The 21141-nt window shown below is 57.0% G+C and carries 20 protein-coding genes and 1 pseudogene; 9 read left to right on the forward strand and 12 right to left on the reverse strand.

Annotation, left to right across the window (positions count from 1 at the left end; translation table 11 throughout):
- The first annotated feature begins 228 nt into the window (after nucleotides 1–228).
- The 3 genes from CTR2_RS07650 (at nucleotide 229) to CTR2_RS07660 (ending at nucleotide 3492) form a co-directional block, all read left to right on the forward strand.
- A complete protein-coding gene (locus CTR2_RS07650) occupies nucleotides 229–1572 on the forward strand; it encodes an MFS transporter (protein ID WP_087085911.1) in 1344 nt (447 codons plus the stop codon).
- 43 nt (nucleotides 1573–1615) lie between these two features.
- Entirely contained in the window at nucleotides 1616–2608 is a 993-nt protein-coding gene (locus CTR2_RS07655; protein WP_012837650.1) for an ABC transporter substrate-binding protein, read from the forward strand.
- 290 nt (nucleotides 2609–2898) lie between these two features.
- Nucleotides 2899–3492 carry a MarR family winged helix-turn-helix transcriptional regulator gene (locus CTR2_RS07660; RefSeq protein ID WP_012837651.1) on the forward strand — a complete coding sequence of 198 codons (594 nt, stop codon included), beginning with the start codon at nucleotides 2899–2901 and terminating at the stop codon, nucleotides 3490–3492.
- A 61-nt stretch (nucleotides 3493–3553) separates the two neighbouring features.
- Here the strand turns inward: CTR2_RS07660 and CTR2_RS07665 are convergent, their stop codons facing one another.
- Both CTR2_RS07665 and CTR2_RS07670 read right to left on the reverse strand, forming a co-directional pair.
- On the reverse strand, nucleotides 3554–4729 hold the full coding sequence (locus CTR2_RS07665; protein ID WP_029158425.1) for a Gfo/Idh/MocA family protein: 1176 nt from the start codon (nucleotides 4727–4729) through the stop codon (nucleotides 3554–3556).
- A gap of 19 nt (nucleotides 4730–4748) precedes the next feature.
- Nucleotides 4749–6080: a Rieske 2Fe-2S domain-containing protein gene (locus CTR2_RS07670; RefSeq protein ID WP_012837653.1), complete on the reverse strand. Its 1332-nt coding sequence runs from the start codon at nucleotides 6078–6080 to the stop codon at nucleotides 4749–4751.
- 373 nt (nucleotides 6081–6453) lie between these two features.
- On the opposite strand from CTR2_RS07670, the gene CTR2_RS07675 reads away from it, so the two are divergent.
- Entirely contained in the window at nucleotides 6454–6630 is a 177-nt protein-coding gene (locus CTR2_RS07675; protein WP_019042642.1) for a hypothetical protein, read from the forward strand.
- Between the two features lie 393 nt (nucleotides 6631–7023).
- Here the strand turns inward: CTR2_RS07675 and CTR2_RS07680 are convergent, their stop codons facing one another.
- The 3 genes from CTR2_RS07680 to CTR2_RS07690 form a co-directional block, all read right to left on the reverse strand.
- Nucleotides 7024–8562, reverse strand: a complete 1539-nt coding sequence (locus tag CTR2_RS07680; RefSeq protein ID WP_034358991.1) for an IS3 family transposase — start codon at nucleotides 8560–8562, stop codon at nucleotides 7024–7026.
- 298 nt (nucleotides 8563–8860) lie between these two features.
- Nucleotides 8861–9937, reverse strand: a complete 1077-nt coding sequence (locus CTR2_RS07685; RefSeq protein ID WP_012837655.1) for an IS110 family RNA-guided transposase — start codon at nucleotides 9935–9937, stop codon at nucleotides 8861–8863.
- A gap of 416 nt (nucleotides 9938–10353) precedes the next feature.
- Entirely contained in the window at nucleotides 10354–11121 is a 768-nt protein-coding gene (locus CTR2_RS07690; protein ID WP_012837656.1) for an IclR family transcriptional regulator domain-containing protein, read from the reverse strand.
- A gap of 142 nt (nucleotides 11122–11263) precedes the next feature.
- On the opposite strand from CTR2_RS07690, the gene CTR2_RS07695 reads away from it, so the two are divergent.
- Genes CTR2_RS07695 through tphA1I form a run of 5 tightly spaced genes read left to right on the forward strand, consistent with a single transcriptional unit; the run spans nucleotide 11264 to nucleotide 15881 of the window.
- Nucleotides 11264–12199, forward strand: coding sequence for a Bug family tripartite tricarboxylate transporter substrate binding protein (locus CTR2_RS07695; RefSeq protein WP_254913514.1), 936 nt, complete (start codon nucleotides 11264–11266; stop codon nucleotides 12197–12199).
- 15 nt (nucleotides 12200–12214) lie between these two features.
- Nucleotides 12215–13456: a terephthalate 1,2-dioxygenase terminal oxygenase subunit alpha TphA2I gene (tphA2I, locus tag CTR2_RS07700; RefSeq protein WP_087081131.1), complete on the forward strand. Its 1242-nt coding sequence runs from the start codon at nucleotides 12215–12217 to the stop codon at nucleotides 13454–13456.
- Nucleotides 13453–13917 carry a terephthalate 1,2-dioxygenase terminal oxygenase subunit beta TphA3I gene (tphA3I, locus tag CTR2_RS07705; RefSeq protein ID WP_087081134.1) on the forward strand — a complete coding sequence of 155 codons (465 nt, stop codon included), beginning with the start codon at nucleotides 13453–13455 and terminating at the stop codon, nucleotides 13915–13917. The genes tphA2I and tphA3I overlap by 4 nt, the downstream gene beginning before the upstream one ends.
- On the forward strand, nucleotides 13914–14861 hold the full coding sequence (gene tphBI, locus CTR2_RS07710; RefSeq protein ID WP_087081136.1) for a 1,2-dihydroxy-3,5-cyclohexadiene-1,4-dicarboxylate dehydrogenase: 948 nt from the start codon (nucleotides 13914–13916) through the stop codon (nucleotides 14859–14861). Before tphA3I ends, tphBI begins: the two co-directional genes overlap by 4 nt.
- A gap of 9 nt (nucleotides 14862–14870) precedes the next feature.
- Entirely contained in the window at nucleotides 14871–15881 is a 1011-nt protein-coding gene (tphA1I, locus tag CTR2_RS07715; protein WP_310223570.1) for a terephthalate 1,2-dioxygenase reductase TphA1I, read from the forward strand.
- A 20-nt stretch (nucleotides 15882–15901) separates the two neighbouring features.
- Here the strand turns inward: tphA1I and CTR2_RS07720 are convergent, their stop codons facing one another.
- From CTR2_RS07720 to CTR2_RS07750, 7 genes and pseudogenes are all read right to left on the reverse strand, one after another.
- Nucleotides 15902–16531, reverse strand: coding sequence for a DDE-type integrase/transposase/recombinase (locus CTR2_RS07720; RefSeq protein WP_122974732.1), 630 nt, complete (start codon nucleotides 16529–16531; stop codon nucleotides 15902–15904).
- A 229-nt stretch (nucleotides 16532–16760) separates the two neighbouring features.
- Nucleotides 16761–17060, reverse strand: a pseudogene (locus CTR2_RS07725) (transposase); the annotation flags it as partial.
- Between the two features lie 134 nt (nucleotides 17061–17194).
- A complete protein-coding gene (locus CTR2_RS07730) occupies nucleotides 17195–17395 on the reverse strand; it encodes a hypothetical protein (RefSeq protein WP_019043838.1) in 201 nt (66 codons plus the stop codon).
- A gap of 270 nt (nucleotides 17396–17665) precedes the next feature.
- The gene (locus tag CTR2_RS07735; RefSeq protein WP_123974928.1) at nucleotides 17666–18409 is read right to left on the reverse strand and encodes a hypothetical protein; all 744 of its coding nucleotides are present in this window, start codon (nucleotides 18407–18409) and stop codon (nucleotides 17666–17668) included.
- Nucleotides 18410–18489: 80 nt separating this feature from the next.
- On the reverse strand, nucleotides 18490–18813 hold the full coding sequence (locus tag CTR2_RS07740) for a helix-turn-helix domain-containing protein (protein WP_080571293.1): 324 nt from the start codon (nucleotides 18811–18813) through the stop codon (nucleotides 18490–18492).
- A gap of 118 nt (nucleotides 18814–18931) precedes the next feature.
- Nucleotides 18932–20005, reverse strand: coding sequence for a recombination directionality factor (locus tag CTR2_RS07745; RefSeq protein ID WP_012837667.1), 1074 nt, complete (start codon nucleotides 20003–20005; stop codon nucleotides 18932–18934).
- An 85-nt stretch (nucleotides 20006–20090) separates the two neighbouring features.
- Complete coding sequence (locus tag CTR2_RS07750) at nucleotides 20091–21128, reverse strand: YqaJ viral recombinase family nuclease (protein WP_012837668.1); 1038 nt, start codon at nucleotides 21126–21128, stop codon at nucleotides 20091–20093.
- Nucleotides 21129–21141 lie beyond the last annotated feature (13 nt).

The raw sequence follows: 21141 nt of genomic DNA on the forward strand, positions 1-21141 counted from the left end.
GATCTAATTATGCAAGCGGAGTAGTTGACTTGCGCACGGTTTCGCGCCAGGGGAAAACCCTGCTTGTCGCTACTCTCGAAGCCTCGTAATCTAATAAATAGATATCTAATGAATAGATTTCTAGCAATAAAGGCTTGATTGCGGCGGCCGGTAAAGCGAACTCAGACGTGTTCGCTGCTCCGCCAGCTCAAGCCGGCAGCAGACAAAACGCCTCCAAGAGACTCCGAAATGACAGATTCCACGTTGAACTACGTGGGTGCGCTTCCGCATCAAACTTCCGACCCGGCAACCGTCGAGACAGCCTATCGCAAGATCACTCTCAGGCTGATGAGCTTTCTGTTCTTCTGCTGGGTGCTCAACTATCTTGATCGCGTCAATATCAGCTTTGCGCAGTTGCATCTGAAGCACGATCTTGGTCTGAGCGATGCCGCTTACGGTCTGGGCGTGAGTCTGTTCTTCATTGGCTACATCCTGCTGGAGGTGCCGAGCACGCTGCTGCTCAGGCGCATCGGCGCACGCAAGACCATCACGCGGATCATGCTTTTGTGGGGGGGGATTTCTACTGCCATGGCATTCATGAACGCCCCGTGGCAGTTCTATCTGGCCCGGACGCTGCTTGGCGCGGCGGAAGCAGGCTTTTGGCCCGGCATCATTCTTTATCTCTCGTTCTGGTATCCCGCCAAGCTCCGCGCCCGCATCACGTCGCGGTTCCTGCTGGCGATTGCTGTGGCCGGCATCATCGGCGGTCCGCTGTCGGGTCTGATCCTCGAGAACTTCCATGAAGTCTGGGGCTTTCGCAACTGGCAGTGGCTGCTGTTCTTAGAAGGCCTGCCGGCCGTGGTCGCGGGCATTGTGGCTTGGTTCTACCTGACCGACAAACCACAGGATGCGAAGTGGCTGACCAATCAGGAAAAGCTCATCGTCCTGAACGCCCTGGAAGAAGAGAACCGCCAGAAGCCGGAGAACGCTCCGAGCAGCCTGATGGCCGCTTTGCGTGATCCGCGCGTCTATGTGATTGCTGCAGGCTGGGCCACGGTACCCATTTGCGGCACGATCCTGAACTACTGGACGCCCACCATCATTAAGCAGACGGGCGTTTCCAACATGCTGCACATCGGCTTTCTGTCGGCTCTGCCTTACTTGGTCGGTGCCGTTGCCATGCTGTTTATTGCCCGCAGCTCCGACCTGCGATTGGAGCGCCGCTGGCATTTCGCCCTGTCGACCACCGCTGGTGCCATTGGCGCGTTGATGCTGACGTTGTTTACAGAAAGCCCGGTGGCTGCGATTGTATGCCTGAGCCTGGTTTCGGTGAGCTATTTCGCTGCGGCGGCTATTGTCTGGACCATTCCGCCGAACTATCTCACGGGTGAGGCTGCAGCAGGCGGGATTGGCGTCATCAGCAGTCTGGGGCAGGTCGGAGCTTTTTTTGCGCCCATCGTCCTGGGTTGGGTGAAAAGCGCTACCGGCAGTTTCTCGGCTGGCATTTTGCTGGTGGCTGCGCTGGTCTTCATCGGAGGCCTTGCCGTCTTCTTTGGCGTGCCACGCCAGCAGGCGTCACAAACAGGCGCATGACAATGCGCTCCGAATCGATTTTGATCGTCACAAAGGAATCAACATGAGCAAGCTTCAACTGTCCATCGCGGTGGGCAATTACGACCGGATGCGTCCGCTGATCGACGGCGACGTCCAGATCGACGGTGTGGACCCGGTGTTCATGCTGCAGGATCCGGAAGAAATCTTCTTCCGTGCGTTCCGCACCGCCGACTACGACATCTGCGAGCTGTCGCTCAGCAGCTACTCGGTGAAGACCGCAGCCGGCACCTCGCCGTACATTGCCGTGCCGGTGTTCCCTTCGCGGGCATTCCGCCACAGCTCGGTCTACGTGCGTGCCGATCGCGGCATCAACAGCCCGGCCGACCTCAAGGGCAAGCGCATCGGCGTGCCCGAATACCAGCTGACCGCCAATGTGTGGGTGCGCATGTTCCTGGAAGAGGAGTACGGCGTGAAGGCCTCCGACATCCAGTGGGTGCGCGGCGGCTACGAAGATCCGACCCGCATCGAGAAGATCTCGCTGAAGCTGCCCGAAGGTGTGTCGCTGGTGAATGCGCCGGAAGGCCGTACCATCTCGAACCTGCTGGCCGATGGCGAAATCGATGGCGTGATCGGGCCGCGTGCCCCGTCGTGCTTCGACCGCGGTCACCCGCAGGTCAAGTACCTGTTCGAGGACCCGCAGAAGGCTGCGGCCGAATGGTATGAGCGTCGCAAGCTGTTCCCGATCATGCACACGCTAGGCGTGCGCAAGACCCTGGCAGAGCAGCATCCCTGGCTGCCCGGCGCACTGGTCAAGGCCTTCGAGCATTCCAAGGCGGTGGCACTGACGCGCCTGAGCGACACTTCGGCTACCAAGGTCACGCTTCCGTTCATCGAGGACCAACTGCGCAATGCGCGCCGCCTGATGGGCCAGGATTTCTGGTCGTATGGTTTTGCCGAGAATGCCCATGTGGTTGACCGTTTCCTCGCGCAGCACCATGCCGAAGGACTGTCGAGCCGCCGCCTCCAGCCTGCTGAGCTGTTCCACCCGGCCAGCCTGGAGAGCTTCAAGATCTGATCTCATCAGCTGCTGCGGATATTGCCGCGCACTTGGTCGACCAAGTGCGCGGCGTTTTGTATGTACAGTCTGCTTTTCCGTTAGCCGCAGCATCACGTCTACAATGCACTCGCCCTGCGATGGCGCAAGGTATCCGTACCGATACCGTGGTGCTCGGCTTGTTCGTATCGGTGTGGTTGGCATACCTTTTGAATTGACAAAGCATGAGTGCAGAACCGGGGAAGCGGTCCGTGCACTTGTGAAGGCACTATGATTTCAAGCAGTCTGACGATGGCCGTGAAGGAGAAAGCATGACAGCCAGACCCTCTTCCAGCAAGGCACCGGATTCCAAAGAGAACCCGATCCTGCGGCATTGGCGCGAGGCCGTACCGGATGATCGTCTCGCTCACCTGGTGAAGGATGCAGGCCGGGCGATGGTTCGGGGGCTGCAGATGCGCCTGGCTCAGTATGAAGTTTCTTTCGGTCACTGGGCGTTTCTGCGCATTCTGTGGGTCACCGATGGACTGACGCAGAAGGAACTAAGTGACGAGGCAGGTACCACCACGCCGACCACTTTCAGTGCGGTGTCGGCGATGGAGAAGCTGGGATACGTCGAACGCCGCTATGCGCCCGGCAATCGCAAGAATACCCACGTGTATCTCACGCCTCGCGGTCGCAGCTTGGAAAGCAAGCTGGTTCCATTGGCCGAAGAAGTGAACGAGATCAGCGTCAAGGGCCTGAAAGGCTCGGAGATCGATATCGCGCGCAAGGTGCTGCTCACGATCATCGAAAACATGGCACGCGACGAAGCAGAGAAGGTGCATGACTCCGTGCTGCGGATTCCTTCCACCCGGGAAATGGGGCACCTGATTGCCGCTCGCGGCGAGGAGTGCGAAAACTGTTGAGCAGGCTCCAGGAAAGAAAAAACCTCGCATTGCGAGGTTTTTTCTTTCCTGGAGCCTGCTGTCAGAGCAGTACGTCCGTACCCGTTTCGCTCGACTTCAGAATCGCGATGCAGATTTCCAGCGTGCCTTTTGCCCACTCCCCATCATGCAGGGGGGCTTGGCCCAGGATGACGGCATCGTATAGTTCGTCGATCACCTCGGCGCGCGGCACGGTCGGGCGCGAAAGCGCAAGCGTTTCGCGCTGCTTGTCGCCGTACACGACGACGGAATCGGGTAGGGGGCGCAGGTCGGCACGTTCGCAGGACACGATCACCGGGCCGAAATGCTGATGACTGCGTGCCGGCTCTTCTGCTGCCCACGAGGGCTGCTTGTAGGCGGCACCACCGTACGTACCGGCAGCCTTGAGCTTGGCTTCGTCCTCTGCCGAGGCAATGGTGGCCAGACGCTTGCGCGCACTCCCGTAGGCATCCGGATTCAGGTGATCGCCCATTTCACCGATCCAGCCAGTCCACTCGTCACTGTTGAAGTGACCGTAGCCGTTGTACGAGAGCGAGGCATAGGCGCCGTTCTCGAACCAGATCAGGGCGGAATAGGCGCCTTCGGTCGGGCGCAGCGGATCCCAGCGACCGACGCTTGCGCGCAAGCGCGTGGCACGCGAGCTCGCGAGCATTCGCACGATATCGACCTGGTGCGCAGCCTGGCTGAAGACGGCACCACCGCCTTCGGCCGTCATCAGTTCTTCGGGCCGGCGCGGACGATACAGGTAATCGGTGTAGTTGAAAGCTTGGATCATCTTCACCGCACCGAAATCGCCCGAGCGGATTAGCTCGCGCGTGCGCCGGTACGGCGTATCGAAACTGTGGCAGTGCCCGACGATCAGATGCACGTTCGCGGCGCGGCAGGCCGCGATCATGCGATCACAGTCAGCCGCGTTGAGCGCCATCGGTTTCTCGACCAGCACATGCTTGCCCCTGGCTGCGGCAATCTCGGTGTGTTGGGCGTGGAACTGGTGCGGGCTGGCCACGTAGATGGCTTCCACATTCGGATCTTCGGCCAGGTCCTGCACGTCTGTGTAAGTCCTTGCGTTGAAGTCGGCAGCGAACTGCTGCCGAGCTTCCTCGCGCGGGTCACACGCGGCAACGAGCTGGACCCTGGGGTCCTGAAGGAAGGTGGGCAGCATCAGCGAGAATGCCCGCCCCAGTCCTGCAACCCCGATCCGTAAACGGCGCTGTTCCATGGCCAGTTCCATCCGTTGATTACTGCTTGACCTGGTAGTCGGTCGCGGCCTCGGCGGCTTGTTCGTCCGACACGGCATGCTTGGCGCTCACGTAGCGGACCTGGTATTCACGCCAGTCGGTTTCCTTCGGCACCACAGCCTGGTATGAGCAGATCGTGCCAGGGATTGTCTTGGCACCGGTGCCGATGGCCTTGCCGTCCTGCTTGTATTCGGCGATGGCATCGAGCATGCGACGACGGAACTCGACAATGGCGAGATCGCTGGCACCCAGGCGTTCGTCCGAGCGGTTGGCGATGGGGCCCATCGTGACCCACATGGCGATGTCCTGGTTCGGGAAGCCGGTGATGCCGGTGAAGTTGCCGGCCTTCATAGCTTGGCGGTCTTGCCAGAAGCGGTTTTCGTGATTGCGCAGAGGACGGTAGCGTTCATCAAGGTCTGGGCCGACTTGAGTATGCAGGAACTTGCGCCAGGTTTCGGTTTCCGGCGTGGTAGCTGCATCACCCCAGGCGATGAAGTAGAACACCGTATTGGTGTCGTCCATCGGAACGTTGACGTTGGCGACGTTGTACAGGTTGTTCGGCGGAATCAGCACAGTGCCGGGTGCGACGAACACGGTCGAGCGCACATAGTCGTGCGTGGAGGCATTGAAGATCGGGCGGCGCAGGGCGGCGTAGCGGAAACCATATTCGGTGCGCTGGACTTGCAGGCGGGGAGCCTTGTCGGTGGAGGGGCGCAGCCAGTTATTGTCCGTGGCTTCGGCGCCGGTCACGCGTGCCGGCACAAAATCCGACGAGTGCAGGCTAGAGCTGTGTGCGGAATCGATGGCGCCTTCGAGGATCTGTGCCCAGTTGCATGGCAGCAGTACCTTGCCGATGCTCACACGGGTGTCTGCAGTCGGTGCCCAGGCTGGAGCGACGAATTCGGGGATGGCGTCCTGAGCACCCATGTAGGCCCAGACCATGCCGCCCCATTCCTTGGTCGGATAGGCAGTGTGTTTGACCTTTTCGGCCATGCTGCTGGCGGCGGGCTCGGAGACCATTTCGAGCACGTTGCCTTGCACGTCGAACTTCCAGCCGTGGTACAGGCAGCGCAGGCCGCCGTCTTCGTTGCGGCCGTAGACCAGCGAGGCGCGGCGATGTGGGCAGTACTCGCCAACCACGCCGACGCGACCTTCGCTGTCGCGGAACACGACGAGGTCTTCGCCGAGGATGCGTGCCTTGACCGGCGTGCCGTCCGGTTCACGGACCTCTTCAATCAGGCAGATCGGGGTCCAGTGTTCGCGCATCAGCTTGCCCATGGGGGCTTCGCCTTCTACGCGGCACAGCAATTCGTTTTCTTCATGAGTCAGCATCGTTGTCTCCTGGCGATTACTCGCCTTCAGCAGTAGGGGTACTTAATTATATTAGAGATCTAGTTATATTGACAAGCCTGTTTGACAAGATTGTGTGGCTTCGATGGGGGCGGCCTGTGGCCAATCACAAACCTTTGATTGAGAGACATGAAACAAAGCCCTCTCGAAATTCTCCGGAAGGGCTTGGGATGCTGTATCAGAGGCTGGCAATCCAGCTTGATGTTGCTCGACTTGATCCACTTAGCACGCACGGCCCCGCCGCTACATGGATATGCTGGAAGAGGTCGGCATGAATCCAGCCCTCCTGGCGCGACTTCCGCATCAGGTATCAGGTGGCTAGCGGTAGCGTGTAGTCATTGCGCGCGCACTGACCATGAATCCGCGCCTGCCAGTCTGCTACGAACTCGTGTCAGCTCTGGACGCCACAGTGCGTAATCAAGTCTTGGCCTTGCTTACCAAGCTGTGCAAGGAGCGAGACTTGATGCTGATCTTCACCGGCCACGTCTTCAATGTGATGGAGTCGATTGTCGATGAAGTGCCGGTCATGTAGCGTGGAAAAATCGCGGAATATGGCTCGGCCAAAGAGATGTTCTCCTTGCCGCGCGAAGCCTCACGCGGGAGTTGCTAAAGGCGGGGCGACTGTCGAGCGCGCTGCGGTTGGTCGAGAAACAGACAGTCCTTGTCGGCGACTAGGCGGCGATGTGTTGCCGCGGCCCTGAGCACCATAAGCTTGATCGAATGATCAGGAAAGCTGGCCGTCTGGGCCGAATTCACTTTACATCCCTTGCCTGATCTCATGCCGTGGCAGCGATTCGCCCTGGATTTGAACTGTTCTAGGAGTTGGACGGTTACCGTGCTGCCGAGCAGGAGGTGTTTCTCAGTCTGTATTTCGCAGGGCTGAGTCCTTGTGTTGGGGGGGGGCGGATAAAAACTTGGACTGGTTTTATGCGGCTAGGCCAAGCTTGTGCCGGTATTCCACAGGACTTAAAAGTCCCAGAGATACCTTGATACGTTTTTCGTTGTACCAACGAATGTACGCATCGACAGCTTCAATGAACTGCTCAATCGTTGTTGATTGCCAGTTGTTGGGATAGAACAGCTCCATCTTTAGCCTTCCAAAAAAGCCTTCGCACGCAGCGTTGTCTGGTGAGCACCCTTTGCGAGACATCGAGCGAGTCAACTTTGCATCATGGACCCTCGAGAGCCAGCCTGGCCAGCGGTAGTGAGCTCCACGATCAGAATGAATCACAGGGCGGCTCTCGCTGCCTTGAACAGCATCAATGGCCGCATCCAGCATTGTGTTGACGAGATGTGCGTTGGGATGAGTCCCAATCGACCAGCTCACCACCAGCCCGTCAAAGCAATCAATGACTGGCGACAGGTAAACCTTGCCAGCAGGAATCTGGAATTCAGTAATGTCGGTGAGCCACTTCTCATTGGGCGCAGCGGCACGGAAGTCTCGATTGATGAGGTTTTGCGGGGCGGCACCTATCTCTCCAAGGTAGGAGTTATATCTGCGGCGTTTGGGCTTGGCCACGATCAAGCCCTCCTGCTTCATCAGCCGACGAACCACCTTCTCTGAGATGCCCGTGCACTCCTTGAGCAGAGATGCCTGCACCCTGCGGTACCCATAGCAACGGTAGTTGTTGTCGAAGATCTCTGTGATGCTTCGGCGTACATCCAAGTATTTGTCAGCCAGCTTCAGCCGGGCACGATGGTAAAAGTACGAGCTTCTAGCAAGGCCAACAAGAGAAAGCAGTTCTGGTAATTCATACTGACCGCGCAACGCTTCAACCAGCACAGCCTTATCTTTGTTTGCCAGCCTATGCAGATCAATGCCAGCCCCATTTTTTAAGACTTCATGGGCCTGCTTGAGAAGCTCACGCTCTATCTTTAGTCGCCGAATATCCTGGCGCAATGATTCAACTTGGCGCCTGAGCGCTGCTGCATCCAACACAGGCGATCGCTTTGGACTGTGTTTCATCGAGGTGGGGGCACAAGGGCCAAGCAACTGATTTTTCCAGTTGTACAAGGTCCCTCTGCATACCCCAAACTTGACCGCTATCTCCTGCGCAGTTGATTGACGGGTACACAGTTGCACCACGCCCTCGCACATCAAGGCATCAGGCTTTGTAGTCGGCCAAGACCTGCCGACCATCGATTTACTGATCTCAGGGCAGTCTTGCCGAACCCACGCAGTCAACGTTCCTCGACCCGGGTAACCCAAAACCCTCATCGTGGCGGCAATACAGCGATCGTGGGCGAGGTAATGAGCAACCGCCACCTGTCTTTGCTGTAGCGAATATTTCGGTGCTCTTGGTGCTTGGCTCGCTGGCAAATCCTGATGCTTCAGGTAGTGCTGATACCAGCCTTTCAATGCGTTCTTGGTTGGGTATCCCAACTGGCGAATCGTGGCTCTGACACGCAAGCCAAGCTTGATATAAAGCTCAACTGCACGAATCCTGTCTGCGTATGAGTACATGAACTACCTTGTATGGATGCCTCCCAGCCATGAGTAGTAACCCGCAATGCTTTGTGAAGAAGTCGGCTGCTGCCTTGTATCCGGCCTGTGATGTGGACGCTGGGTTGCCCCTTGTCCGCTGGCCCCGATGTAATCCGCTGACGAGCGCCTCATCTCCTAGGACGGACTTTTGAAGTCCGGTAGTTCATCCAGGTTTAGCTCGTCCCGGTCTGACCTGTTTCACATCACGCTGCTTTGTTGCTGCCTCATCGCCTTCAAAGGTTCACATCCTCCTTTCTCGGGTTGATCTGCTATCCGTTCAAGCCCCAAGCGGCCTGGTGCTCTGGTGGCCTCGTTGGTAGTCCTGCTGTCGGGCCGTAACGGCCCAGATCGTTCGCGCCATCTTGGCCGCCTGTGCCACGATCACAACGTTCGTTGGCCTCCTGGCTTGAAGCTGTTCCAGCCATGGGCCGGGCTCTTTCGCATGTCTCAGTACCGCACGCGCACCGTGAATAAGCAAAGTCCGCAGGTAGGTGTCGCCCCGTTTGGAGATCCCCAGAAGATTTACCCGGCCACCTGTGCCTCGTTGCTTGGGTACCAGACCCAGCCAGGCACAGAATTCGCGCCCCGACTTGAATGCCTTGGCTTCTCCCATAGTGGCGATGGCCGCTGTAGCCGAGAGCAGGCCTACCCCGGGTATCGCCGCCACACGCTTCATGTCCACGTCAATGCGCAGGACCTCTGCAAGCCTCACCTCGATGGCCTTAATGTCTATCGCCAGTTGCTTGATGCGCTGGGCCTGCTCGCGCAGGCTATCGACGACATACTGTGGAATGCTGTTGGCAAGCGCCTCCAGTGCGAGTTCCAACTCGCCCAACAACGCCTTCTTGCCTCGCGCTAAGGTGGCTCCAAACTCATAGAGTAGTCCCCGCAACGCATTGATCTGCATGATCTTCATCCGCATCAACATCTCGCGCTGACGATGCAAGGTGAGCGTGGCTTGTTGCGCCAGCGTCTTCACGCCCACGAATTTGGTACCCGGCTGCTGGATCGCCAGCCAGATGGCGCGTGCATCTGTAGCGTCGGTCTTGTTGCCGTTCACGAATGGGCGCACGGCTTTGGCATGAATCAGCCGCACGGCATGGCCCTGCGCCGTCAACTCACGGGCCCAGTGGTGCGCTCCGCCGCAGGCTTCGATGCCGATCAAGCAAGGTGCACGGTTGGCGAAGTGCCCTAAAACCTTGGCCCGCTTTAGCTGCACGTTGACAATCTCGCCTGTGCTCATGTCCACGGTGTGAAGTTGGAACACGCTTTTGGCGATGTCCAGTCCAATGACCTGCAGGCCGGCCACCTGACCGATGATTTGCCCCGCGCTTTGGGTAGTACAACGATGCATGACGAAACCTCGCTGATGTTTGTGAAGACATTGGTCTATCAAGCCACGGGCACTTTGATACCGTATCCATTCAAGAGCCCAGCTCGTCTAGCGAACAAGCACACTCCCAAAACGGTCACGCTGTTCATCTTTATGCTTCTGCGGCCTTTGAGCTGCCCGTAGGCAGGGAGGCATCCATTACATCTCCTGGTAGTCCAAGTTTTTGTCCGCATCCTCGGCGGGTCAGTTCTGCGTGGAAATCAACAGCCTGTGCGTCAATATGCAACTCCTGTTTAACCGGGAGAAGACACTGCTGAGGACGCCATCAAGGAGCACTATGGTTCTGCCAGAACTCCTTGCTCAGTTGGCTCTTGCGCGTAGTTCCTACTTCTACCGTTGAGCTTGCGCTGCGGTAGCAGCAAGGACATCGTGGAGCACTACAACCCCTGCGGATATAGCTTTTTTTCCAACTCATTGCGAGCGCGCTTCAGCGGTATCAAAAAAGTCTCCTTGAACTCACTCATGCTGAGTCTCTCTGCCCTAACTGCAATGCTCATAGCAGCAATTGTGTTGCCTTGAGGGTCGCGCACTGGCGCTGCCATAGAGCGCACCCCCAGCTCCAGCTCTCCGTCGCTGCATGACCACCCTGATTGCCGGCAAGTTTCAAGCAGACCTAGCAGCTCCTCCAAGTCAGTCACCGTATGAGGGGTCAGTGCCACCCGCTCGATCATCTCTAGCCTTGCACGCGCCTCCTGTTGGGGGAGTCCTGACAACAGCATCCGACCAATCGCAGAGCAGTACACCGGCAACCTAGATCCTATTCCTAGGCCCGTGCTCAAGCTGCGCCGTGCGGTCGAACGACCAATGATGATGGCATCGTCCTCCAACAAAGTACCAAGCGAAGCGGATTCTCTGGTGCGCTCCGACAGTGCATCCAGTAGTGGCTGGGCCAATGCAGGCATGGGGCGCGATGACAGAAATGAATAGGCGATCAGCAGCGATTTGGGCTGCATCCAGAACAGTTTGCCGTCGCTCTCTAGATAGCCAAGCTGTACCAGTGTGCTGAGCGAACGTCTGGCGGATGCTGGCGTGGACTGCGTGAGCCTGGCTACCTCTGACAGCGTCAGCCGGGTATGCCGACGGTCAAAGCAAGTCAGTACCCCCAATCCCTTGCGCAGCGATTCCACAAAGTTCTTGTCCTGCATAGCGATCAAATCAAGGTGTTTTCAACATTTTTGCGCATAGCGCAAAAACAGGTTTAACACAAAGTACGACATCCTCATACTGCAGTTCCCCACACAAGAAGGAGACAAGATGCGCAACGAATCTATTCGCAGACGCGAAGCATTGATCGGCATTGCCGCTGCGGTCGCTGCAACAGGTAGCCTGGCTCAGTCAAATCAACCTCTCAAGATCGTCGTGCCTTTCTCAGCGGGAGGTACCGCCGATGTACTGCCGCGCCTAGTAGCCGAAAAAATCCGCGCGGACTACGCAGGTGGCGTGATCATTGAAAATAAGCCCGGGGCTGGTGGAAACATCGGTGCCGATCTAGTGTTCCGGGCACCGCCGGACGGAATGACTGTGCTGGCCTCCCCTCCGGGGCCCATCGCCATCAACCACAACCTCTATCAAAAGCTCAGCTTCGACCCGACTCGCTGGGTACCGGTGACGATTTTGGCCACAGTGCCCAACGTCCTGGTCATCAACCCGAAGCTGCCTGTTAAGTCACTTGGCGAGTTCATCGCATACGCCAAAGCCAATCCCAAAAAAGTGACTGTGGCGACGCAAGGCGACGGCTCCACATCCCACCTGACTGCTGCCATGTTTATGCAGCTGACTGGCACTGAACTGACTGTCATCCCTTACAAGGGAACAGCCCCGGCACTGATTGACTTGATCGGCGGCAATGTGGATGTGTTTTTCGACAACATCAGCTCGTCGGCCACCTACCACCAGGCCGGCAAGGTGCGCATTCTGGCCGTTGCCGACGAGCAGCGCTCTCAAATATTGCCCCAGGTCCCCACCTTCGCCGAGCAGCAATGGCCCGCCATGCAAGCCGTGACTTTCTTTTCTGTTGTGGCTCCCCCAGGCACGAGTGCAGAAATCGCTCAGAAGCTTCAGAAGCAGATGGCCCTGGCTCTGTCATCGAACGACATCCGCAAGCACTTTCAGGAACAAGGTGCCGTGCCTTGTGGTTGGGACCCGTCCAAGACTGCTCAGTTCATCCGCCAGGAAACCGAGAAGTGGAAGAAGGTGCTGAAGGCCGCCAACGTCAAGCTCTAACTCTTAGGAACCAACATGCAAGAATCCATCATCCAGTGGCATGGGGCCACTAATACGCGCGTGCCTTTTGGTATCTATACCGACACAGCCAATGCTGATCAGGAACAGCAGCGAATCTATCGCGGCGAGGTCTGGAACTACCTGTGCCTGGAATCTGAAATTCCCGGGGCCGGTGATTTCCGCACTACCTTTGCCGGTGAAACACCGATAGTTGTCGTACGGGATGCCGACCAGGAAATCTACGCCTTCGAGAACCGCTGCGCGCATCGCGGCGCTCTCATCGCTCTGGAGAAATCGGGTCGTACGGATAGTTTCCAGTGCGTCTATCACGCCTGGAGCTACAACCGACAGGGAGATCTGACCGGCGTTGCCTTCGAGAAAGGTGTCAAGGGCCAGGGTGGCATGCCGGCCTCGTTCTGCAAAGAAGAGCATGGCCCGCGCAAGCTCCGCGTGGCTGTCTTTTGCGGTTTGGTCTTTGGCAGTTTTTCCGAGGATGTACCCAGCATTGAGGATTACCTTGGCCCTGAGATTTGCGAGCGCATAGAGCGCGTGCTGCACAAGCCCGTAGAAGTCATCGGTCGCTTCACGCAAAAGCTGCCTAACAACTGGAAGCTCTACTTCGAGAACGTGAAGGACAGCTATCACGCCAGCCTCCTGCATATGTTCTTCACCACCTTCGAGCTGAATCGCCTCTCACAAAAAGGCGGTGTCATCGTCGACGAGTCGGGTGGTCACCATGTGAGCTATTCCATGATCGATCGCAGCGCCAAAGACGACTCGTATAAGGACCAGGCCATCCGCTCCGACAACGAGCGTTACCGGCTCAAAGATCCCAGCCTTCTAGAGGGCTTCGAGGAGTTCGAGGACGGCGTGACCCTGCAGATCCTTTCTGTGTTCCCTGGCTTTGTGCTGCAGCAGATTCAGAACAGCATCGCCGTGCGTCAGTTGCTGCCCAAGAGCATCTCCAGCTCGGAACTCAACTGGACCTATCTTGGCTATGCAGATGACAGTGCCGAGCAACGCAAGGTCAGACTCAAACAGGCCAACCTTATCGGCCCGGCCGGATTCATTTCCATGGAAGACGGAGCTGTCGGTGGATTCGTGCAGCGTGGCATCGCAGGCGCTGCCAACCTTGATGCAGTCATCGAGATGGGCGGAGACCACGAAGGCTCTAGCGAGGGCCGCGCCACGGAAGCCTCGGTACGCGGCTTTTGGAAGGCCTACCGCAAGCATATGGGACAGGAGATGCAAGCATGATCAATGAAATTCAAATCGCGGCCTTCAATGCCGCCTACGCGAAGACCATAGACAGTGATGCAATGGAGCAATGGCCAACCTTTTTCACCAAGGATTGCCACTATTGCGTCACCAATGTCGACAACCATGATGAGGGACTTGCTGCCGGCATTGTCTGGGCGGATTCGCAGGACATGCTCACCGACCGAATTTCTGCGTTGCGCGAAGCCAATATCTATGAGCGCCACCGCTATCGCCATATCCTGGGTCTGCCTTCGATCCAGTCAACCGATGCAACACAGGCCCGTGCTTCCACGCCGTTCATGGTGCTGCGCATCATGCATACCGGGGAAACGGAGGTCTTTGCCAGCGGTGAGTACCACGACAAATTCACCACGATCGATGGCAAGTTACGTCTGCAAGAGCGCGTCGCGGTTTGCGACAGCACGGTGACGGACACGCTGATGGCATTGCCGCTATGACAATAGTGCACCGTAGATTGGCTTTGGCCATCGGCGATCCCCACGGTATTGGCCCAGAAATCGCACTGAAAGCTCTCCAGCAGCTGTCTGCCACCGAAAGGTCCCTTATCAAGGTCTATGGACCGTGGAGCGCTCTTGAACAAGCAGCGCAGATCTGCCAAATGGAGTCCCTTCTTCAAGACCTCATTCATGAGGAAGCCGGCTCGCTTGCACAACCAGCGCAATGGGGAGAGATCACCCCGCAGGCAGGCCTATCCACGGTGCAATCCGCAACAGCAGCCATCCGGGCGTGCGAAAACGGCGAGGTCGATGCCGTCATTGCCTGCCCCCACCATGAAACGGCCATTCACCGCGCAGGCATAGCGTTCAGCGGCTACCCATCTTTGCTCGCCAATGTTCTTGGCATGAACGAAGACGAGGTATTCCTGATGCTGGTGGGTGCTGGCCTGCGCATAGTGCATGTCACTTTGCATGAAAGCGTGCGTAGCGCACTAGAGCGGCTCTCTCCTCAGTTGGTGGTCGACGCGGTGGATGCCGCCGTGCAGACATGCACCTTACTCGGAGTGCCTAAACCACAAGTCGCTGTATTCGGGATCAACCCTCATGCATCTGAAGGACAGTTGTTCGGCCTGGAGGACTCCCAGATCACCGCTCCTGCCGTCGAGACACTGCGCAAGTGCGGCCTGGCGGTAGATGGTCCCATGGGGGCCGACATGGTTCTGGCACAGCGCAAGCACGACCTGTATGTGGCCATGCTGCATGACCAAGGGCACATCCCCATCAAGCTGCTGGCTCCTAACGGAGCCAGCGCGCTCTCCATCGGCGGCAGGGTGGTGCTTTCCAGCGTGGGCCATGGCAGCGCCATGGACATTGCCGGCCGGGGCGTGGCCGACTCCACGGCCCTCCTACGCACGATCGCCCTGCTCGGAGCCCAACCGGGCTGAGGACCCTCCATGAACCACCAGATCCATATCCACGACTCTGACATCGCGTTCACCTGCGCGCCCGGGCAATCCGTACTGGATGCAGCCCTGCAGGCAGGCATCGAGCTGCCTTATTCCTGTCGCAAAGGTAGCTGTGGCAACTGTGCGAGCGCCTTGCTCGACGGAAATATTACTTCTTTCAATGGCATGGCCGTGCGCAGCGAACTCTGCACCTCGGAGCAGGTATTGCTGTGCGGCTGCACCGCCGCCAGCGATATACGTATCCAGCCGAGCTCCTTTCGCCGCCTTGACCCGGAAGCCCGAAAACGTTTTATGGCCAAGGTGTACAGCAATACACTGGCGGCTCCCGATGTGTCACTGCTGCGCCTGCGCCTGCCTGTGGGCAAGCGCGCCAAATTTGAAGCCGGCCAATACCTGCTGATTCACCTCGACGACGGGGAAAGCCGCAGCTACTCTATGGCCAATCCACCCCATGAGAGCGATGGCATCACATTGCATGTCAGGCATGTACCTGGTGGTCGCTTCAGCACTATCGTTCAGCAGTTGAAGTCTGGTGACACATTGGATATCGAACTGCCATTCGGCAGCATCGCACTGAAGCCTGATGACGCAAGGCCCCTGATTTGCGTTGCGGGTGGCACGGGATTTGCGCCCATTAAATCCGTTCTTGATGACTTAGCCAAACGCAAGGTTCAGCGCGACATCACGCTGATCTGGGGGGCTCGCAACCCCTCGGGCCTGTATCTTCCTAGCGCCATCGACAAGTGGCGCAAAGTCTGGCCACAGTTTCGCTACATTGCAGCCATCACCGACCTAGGCGATATGCCTGCGGATGCTCACGCAGGTCGGGTGGATGACGCGCTACGCACTCACTTTGGCAACCTGCACGATCATGTGGTGCACTGCTGTGGCTCACCAGCTCTGGTTCAATCAGTGCGCACAGCCGCTTCCGATATGGGCCTGCTTGCACAGGACTTCCACGCGGATGTTTTTGCGACAGGCCCGACTGGTCACCACTAGAAGTAGCTACCCATGCGATATCAACACGGCGGACTTGAGGCAGTAATAAAAGCATTCATGCCATTGCCGACGAACTTGCTTCCTCGCTGTACGCGTTTGTGGTTGACCGGCTCCGCCATTGAACTGCACAGCGTTGCAGTAACCCGTCGGTAGCCAAAGCAGCCATGGTTGCGCTCGAAGATGTTGGTGATTGATCGGCACACCAGGACATACTTCTCGTCAGCGTTGAGACGGGCGCGATGGTAGAGGTATGAACTGCGAGCCAAGACTAGCGAGGCGAGCGACTCGGCAAGCGATTCTTCATGGCGCAGGCCATAGCTTCTGACCAGGGCCGTGGAGCTGCGGCTGGTGAAGACCAGCCCATTGTCCGAGAGCAGTAGGAACGGCGCTGGCACACGCCCGAGTGTCCCGAACCGTGCAATCAGCACCTGCTCCAGTGCTGACTCCGCAGTCTTGGATCTCCCGCTACGCGACAGGTTCCAGCCCAGCAGTTCCCGGCTGTGGCAATCGATCACCAGGGCCATCGTGGTCCAGCCAGCCCGTCCGGCCCAGACCCGGCACATGTCGGTGGCCCAGCGCTCATTCAGTGCCTTGGCCACCGAGGGCAGGGATTGGATCCTGGGCCTGAAGCCTACCGGGCACTTTCGCACCTGCCAGCCCTCTATCTAGAAGATGCGCTGCACCGTGTTCTTGTTGAACCCCAGCAGATGCGCCACCGTTCGATAGCCGAAGGATAGGTTTTCCTCGAGCATGGCCTTGATCGGCGTCACCAATCGATCCTGCAACTTTGGCGCAGCCTTGACTGGGCGGCCCTGTTGGTGGAACAGGCCCTTGGCCTGGATCCATTCGCCTCGTGCGCGTATGTGTTCAGTAAAAGTAAACGGCCATGTGCACCTTGCTGCCGCGGCGGCGCTTGTCGTTGTCGTAGCTCGCACGCGGGTGACACTCGCAGGTTGACTGCAACGTACGCTCATCTAGCACTGCGGCACTGGACTGCCCCTGGCGCCCTTGGGCCACACGGATGATGGAGCGCAGGTCCGACACCATCGCCTCGGAGCATCCCGCCTCCCATGGCGGCAGGTCATTGGGCAGCAGCTGCCAAGGTGCACCTGCACGCACCAGCCAACGCAGCGCATTGAAGACCTCACGCAGGTCATGCGGGTAAGGCTTGCGGGGCATTGCAGCACTCTACTTGGGCTGCCGCGTGTCTTGAACGGAAGTTCATAACACGCTCTAGAACTGAGTGATCTGCCACTCATATTCATTCGCGATAGATGCTGCTGCTGCCATTTTCAGTTCAGCGCTATCACCCATTACATCCGCGTATCGCTTGCACAGCGAAAGCAGCGCTGCTTTGGAGCTGTCTGCAGTTTGTTGATTTCCACCCATGTGGCTACGGGTTGGTCGGTGAACAGCCCCTTGCCGTGAATGATGCCTGCCGCGTGCTGGGCGAACAGGGGCGGCAACGAACGGTTGGCGAAGTGAAGCCGCAACAGCTCGCGCCAGAAGTCCACCGGAGTGCGGATAGACCTGGGCGCCACGCGGTGGGATACTGGCTGAGAAACACCGCCTAGTTGGCGGGACGGTAACCGACCAACTTCTGGGGACAGTTCAAACCCGGGGTGATTCACTTATTCCGCGAAGGCGGCTACAGGATTTTTTCATTCAAGCGAGTGTTGTTGCGCCTAAAATTTAAGGGTGTCGGCGAAAGCACCTACAAAAAAATAAAGGCATGTGATCGGCACTGACTGCGCCAGTTAGTGCCGATCACTGCTTCGTGGTAATCAGTTATCGCTGATTACACGCCACCCATTTTCTGTTTTTCGCATTGGAATTGTCAAAGTTACTTTTACTTTATATTCGTCAAATAAAAGTTCTGGATCTTTGTTCTCACTACGTAATGATGCGAGTTGTTGTCCTTCAAAAAGATTTTTTGTGAATTGTTTCACACTAGGATTGCAGCCGTTGTAGTAGTTTCTGTAAATAATAGTCTCTTCATTGCCAAAAATTTTGAATGGCTTTTGATTATTTATCTCTTGTTCTCTAGATTCTACAAGTTTTTTCCAGATATTAATCTTTTCTTGAAGGGGTAATGGTATTTCTGGCGCTATCTCTGCGGATAGCCCTCGTTTAAAGACAATAATTTCATCGGAAGAGGGCATGTAAGGTGCATGCAGTTCGAATTCATCTGCTATTTTTTTTATTTCCGCTTCAAGTGTTTCTCTTGTTTCGAGAAATTTTTTATTTTTCTCTAGTCGTCTTTCTGATTCTTCTTTTTCTTCTTTCCATTGATTGCGCATAGTATCTAATAGGCTGGAATCTTTAAGTTCCAATCCGTAAGAAAATTCCACCCTATAGTAGCCATCCTCTTGATAGCCATTGGTCTTTTTGATGTCTACGATTTTGAGATTTTTGCAGCTATCGAACTTGGGCTCTAGATAAGCTTCTAGATCGCTATTGCTTGGGGAAGAGTTACAGCCGGTCAATGCGAAGCTTAAGGCTGAACAAAGAAGTATTCGTTTTTTCATAGGGCCATCTCTTAAATTTGAAATGAAAATACACACGCACTCTTCACACCTTGAAAAGAGGGCGGAGAAAAGTCTGAGCTTTAGGGTGTTTTTCGAGGAATTCCAGGTCGGAAATAAGGCGCAAAGTCGTTTAAATGCGCAGCATCGCGTTGTACGGCGAGGTCCCGGAAATGTCCATCCAAAGTCAGGAAGAATTCGGATGGTTTCATATCAAGGGCGGCGATGATGCGCTCCATGTTGACCAGCGTCACATTGCGCTCACCACGCTCCACGCCACCCATGTAGCTGCGATCCAAGCCGCAGTAATGCGCAAAACCTTCCTGAGAAAACCCTCGCGCGCTTCGGCACTCACGCACGGCCTGCCCAAATGCCTTGAGCACTGGAGATCGGTCTGCATTGGTCATTGGTTTGCTTGCCATGGGACGCAATGGTTACGATTCGTAGCATGCTTGGCCACAGTGCAAAAGCACACCGTGATAGCGATCACGGTGTGTAGAAACACTGCTTTAAGTGCTACGGTCGTCACAGCCACTGCTTTTGCGGATACGGACTATGCGTACCATTTCGCTGACTGGCCTGAGCGATAGGGGGCCAGTGCTCATTGGCTGCAGCTGTAGTAGGGGCGGTGGGTGTTTCGCACTCTTCGGGATAAAACTCTTCCACAATCTCAACCCCCTCATCGGGCGCATCTTCAAAGTTGCCATTGGCAAAGCCCTGTCGTGCGGCTCCGTCCAAGGCAGACTGATCAAACCCGGCTGCCAAGCGCTCAGCCGCCAAGGTGTGGGCTTGCCCAATGGCCTCGTTCAAAGAGGCACCAGTACGCACCACCAAGTCCGCGTAATAGATGGCCGATCGATGCGACTGCGTGGTGGACTTGCCACGCAGCTTGAGCTCCAGCGGCATGCAGGCCAGGTTGCCACCAGAGACTGCAGCGAAATATTGCAGCCGCGCTGCCAGAGTGCGAATGCTGTTGAAGCCCGTGGTTCTGAATACAAAGCTGCCCAACTCATCGCTGTCGCCAATACTCACGTTCAAGCGGCCGTAGGGCTTGCAATGGCCCATGCCAAACCGGCATGTATCCGGACCAGGGCAGGCCAACTCTTCCAGACCTTTGTCTGTCACACGCTTGCAGCTCTCGCCATTGCCGACGCACAGCGGGCGAGCGGTACTGCGATCGAACATGCAGTAATCAGCTCGTAGGTTCAAATCTGGATCATTGAACAGCACCCGCACTGGGATGCTGCGCAGCTTGCGCCTTGTCGTGCTCGGTGCAGCCGTTGGCGTATCTGCCACACCCATCTTGTCTTTGAGTGAGCGTTTGCCTGTGCGAGTTTGGGTAGCGCTTGCTGACGTTTCACTTTGCACATCGGAAGGCTCTGTGCCTTCTTTTATGCCGCAGGAAACTTGACCAGGTGCTTGGCTCTGGCGCAAAGCCTCATCCAAAGGGTGTAGCACCCACTGGCCTCGCTGCTGCACCTGCGTGGTGATGGTGAACTCATCGTCCTTTTCTGGCAGACGCTTGCCGTTCTTCTCCACCACCTTGCCAATCGAAATCCTGCCAATCACAGGCGGGGTGATCATCAAACCTTTGATCATGTCTTGCTCCAAAAAAGAAAGCTCTCTGGGGCTGTGAACCGCAGAGAGCAGAGGGGGATGGATAAAAAGGGCCGTGAGTCACCGCTCACGTTTCATTGACGCAAAATCGCCGAGCACCAGCCCGCGTGGACAGGTAGGCCTTGGCCAACTCTGGATGGTCTTTGTTGAACTGCGCCGTATTGAACACTTGGCCATCCTTGCTGCGCCGCCATGTCACGCTGCCGCCGCAGGCAAACGTTGCTTTGCCCGCTTCTCCCATATGGATCTGGATGGCCTGGCGCAAGCGGGCTTCATTTTTCTGTGCCACTTCAAGCTGCTCACGTGCCGCTAACAAGGCTTCAAACGTGGCATTGAGCTCTGGGTCATCACTCATGTCTACGTCATCGCCTGAACTGTTTGGATAGAGGCTACGCAAGGCTTTTTCTGCACTGTCCGATCCATCGCCAGCAGGCGGCGTTTTGCTCCCCACCATTTGCCAGAATGCGTGCTCCATTTCGATCAGTCGAGCAATCAATGTCTCGTCTCGCTCAATCCGTAAGATTCGCAGCTCCTGACCGCCGACCAGCACAGCTACGTCAGCAGCACGATGGCCAGTCACGGCCAACTGGTGCATCACCTGCAGTTGCACATACTCGGGAACACCGTCACGCCACAGGCGGGCGCCATGGATACCTGCAGTTTTGCATTCCAGAAGCTGCACCGCCGAAGAGCCGACCACTTCACGATCCACGTTAGCCAGCATCCAAGGATGCTCAGGATGCTGCAAAACCGCATTCACTCTGCGCACCTTGTTGCCTGTGCGCTTGGTGTAGTGAGCCGCCACAATGGGCTCCAGCATCGTTCCCCAGAACATGGGGCTGGTGTCATCATTCGGATCGAAGACTGGCAGCAGATCACCCTTGCCCGTCTTTTGCATCCACAACTCCAGTTGGGACTGGTAGGGGTTCAGGCCAATCGCTGCAGCGGCATCCGAGCTGCCAATGCCGGTACGGCGAATCTCCAGCCAGTCATCGCGCTCCATGTCTTTGGTAGATACCAGACGCAAAGCAACACCTTTGCGAGGGGTGCGTGTGCCAGCAGCGCCGCCATCCAGATTGCCATTCTTGAGAACATGCACAGACATCAAAATCTCCTGG

The sequence above is a fragment of the Comamonas thiooxydans genome (assembly GCF_002157685.2).
GTDB classification, from domain to species: Bacteria; Pseudomonadota; Gammaproteobacteria; order Burkholderiales; family Burkholderiaceae_C; genus Comamonas; species Comamonas testosteroni_H.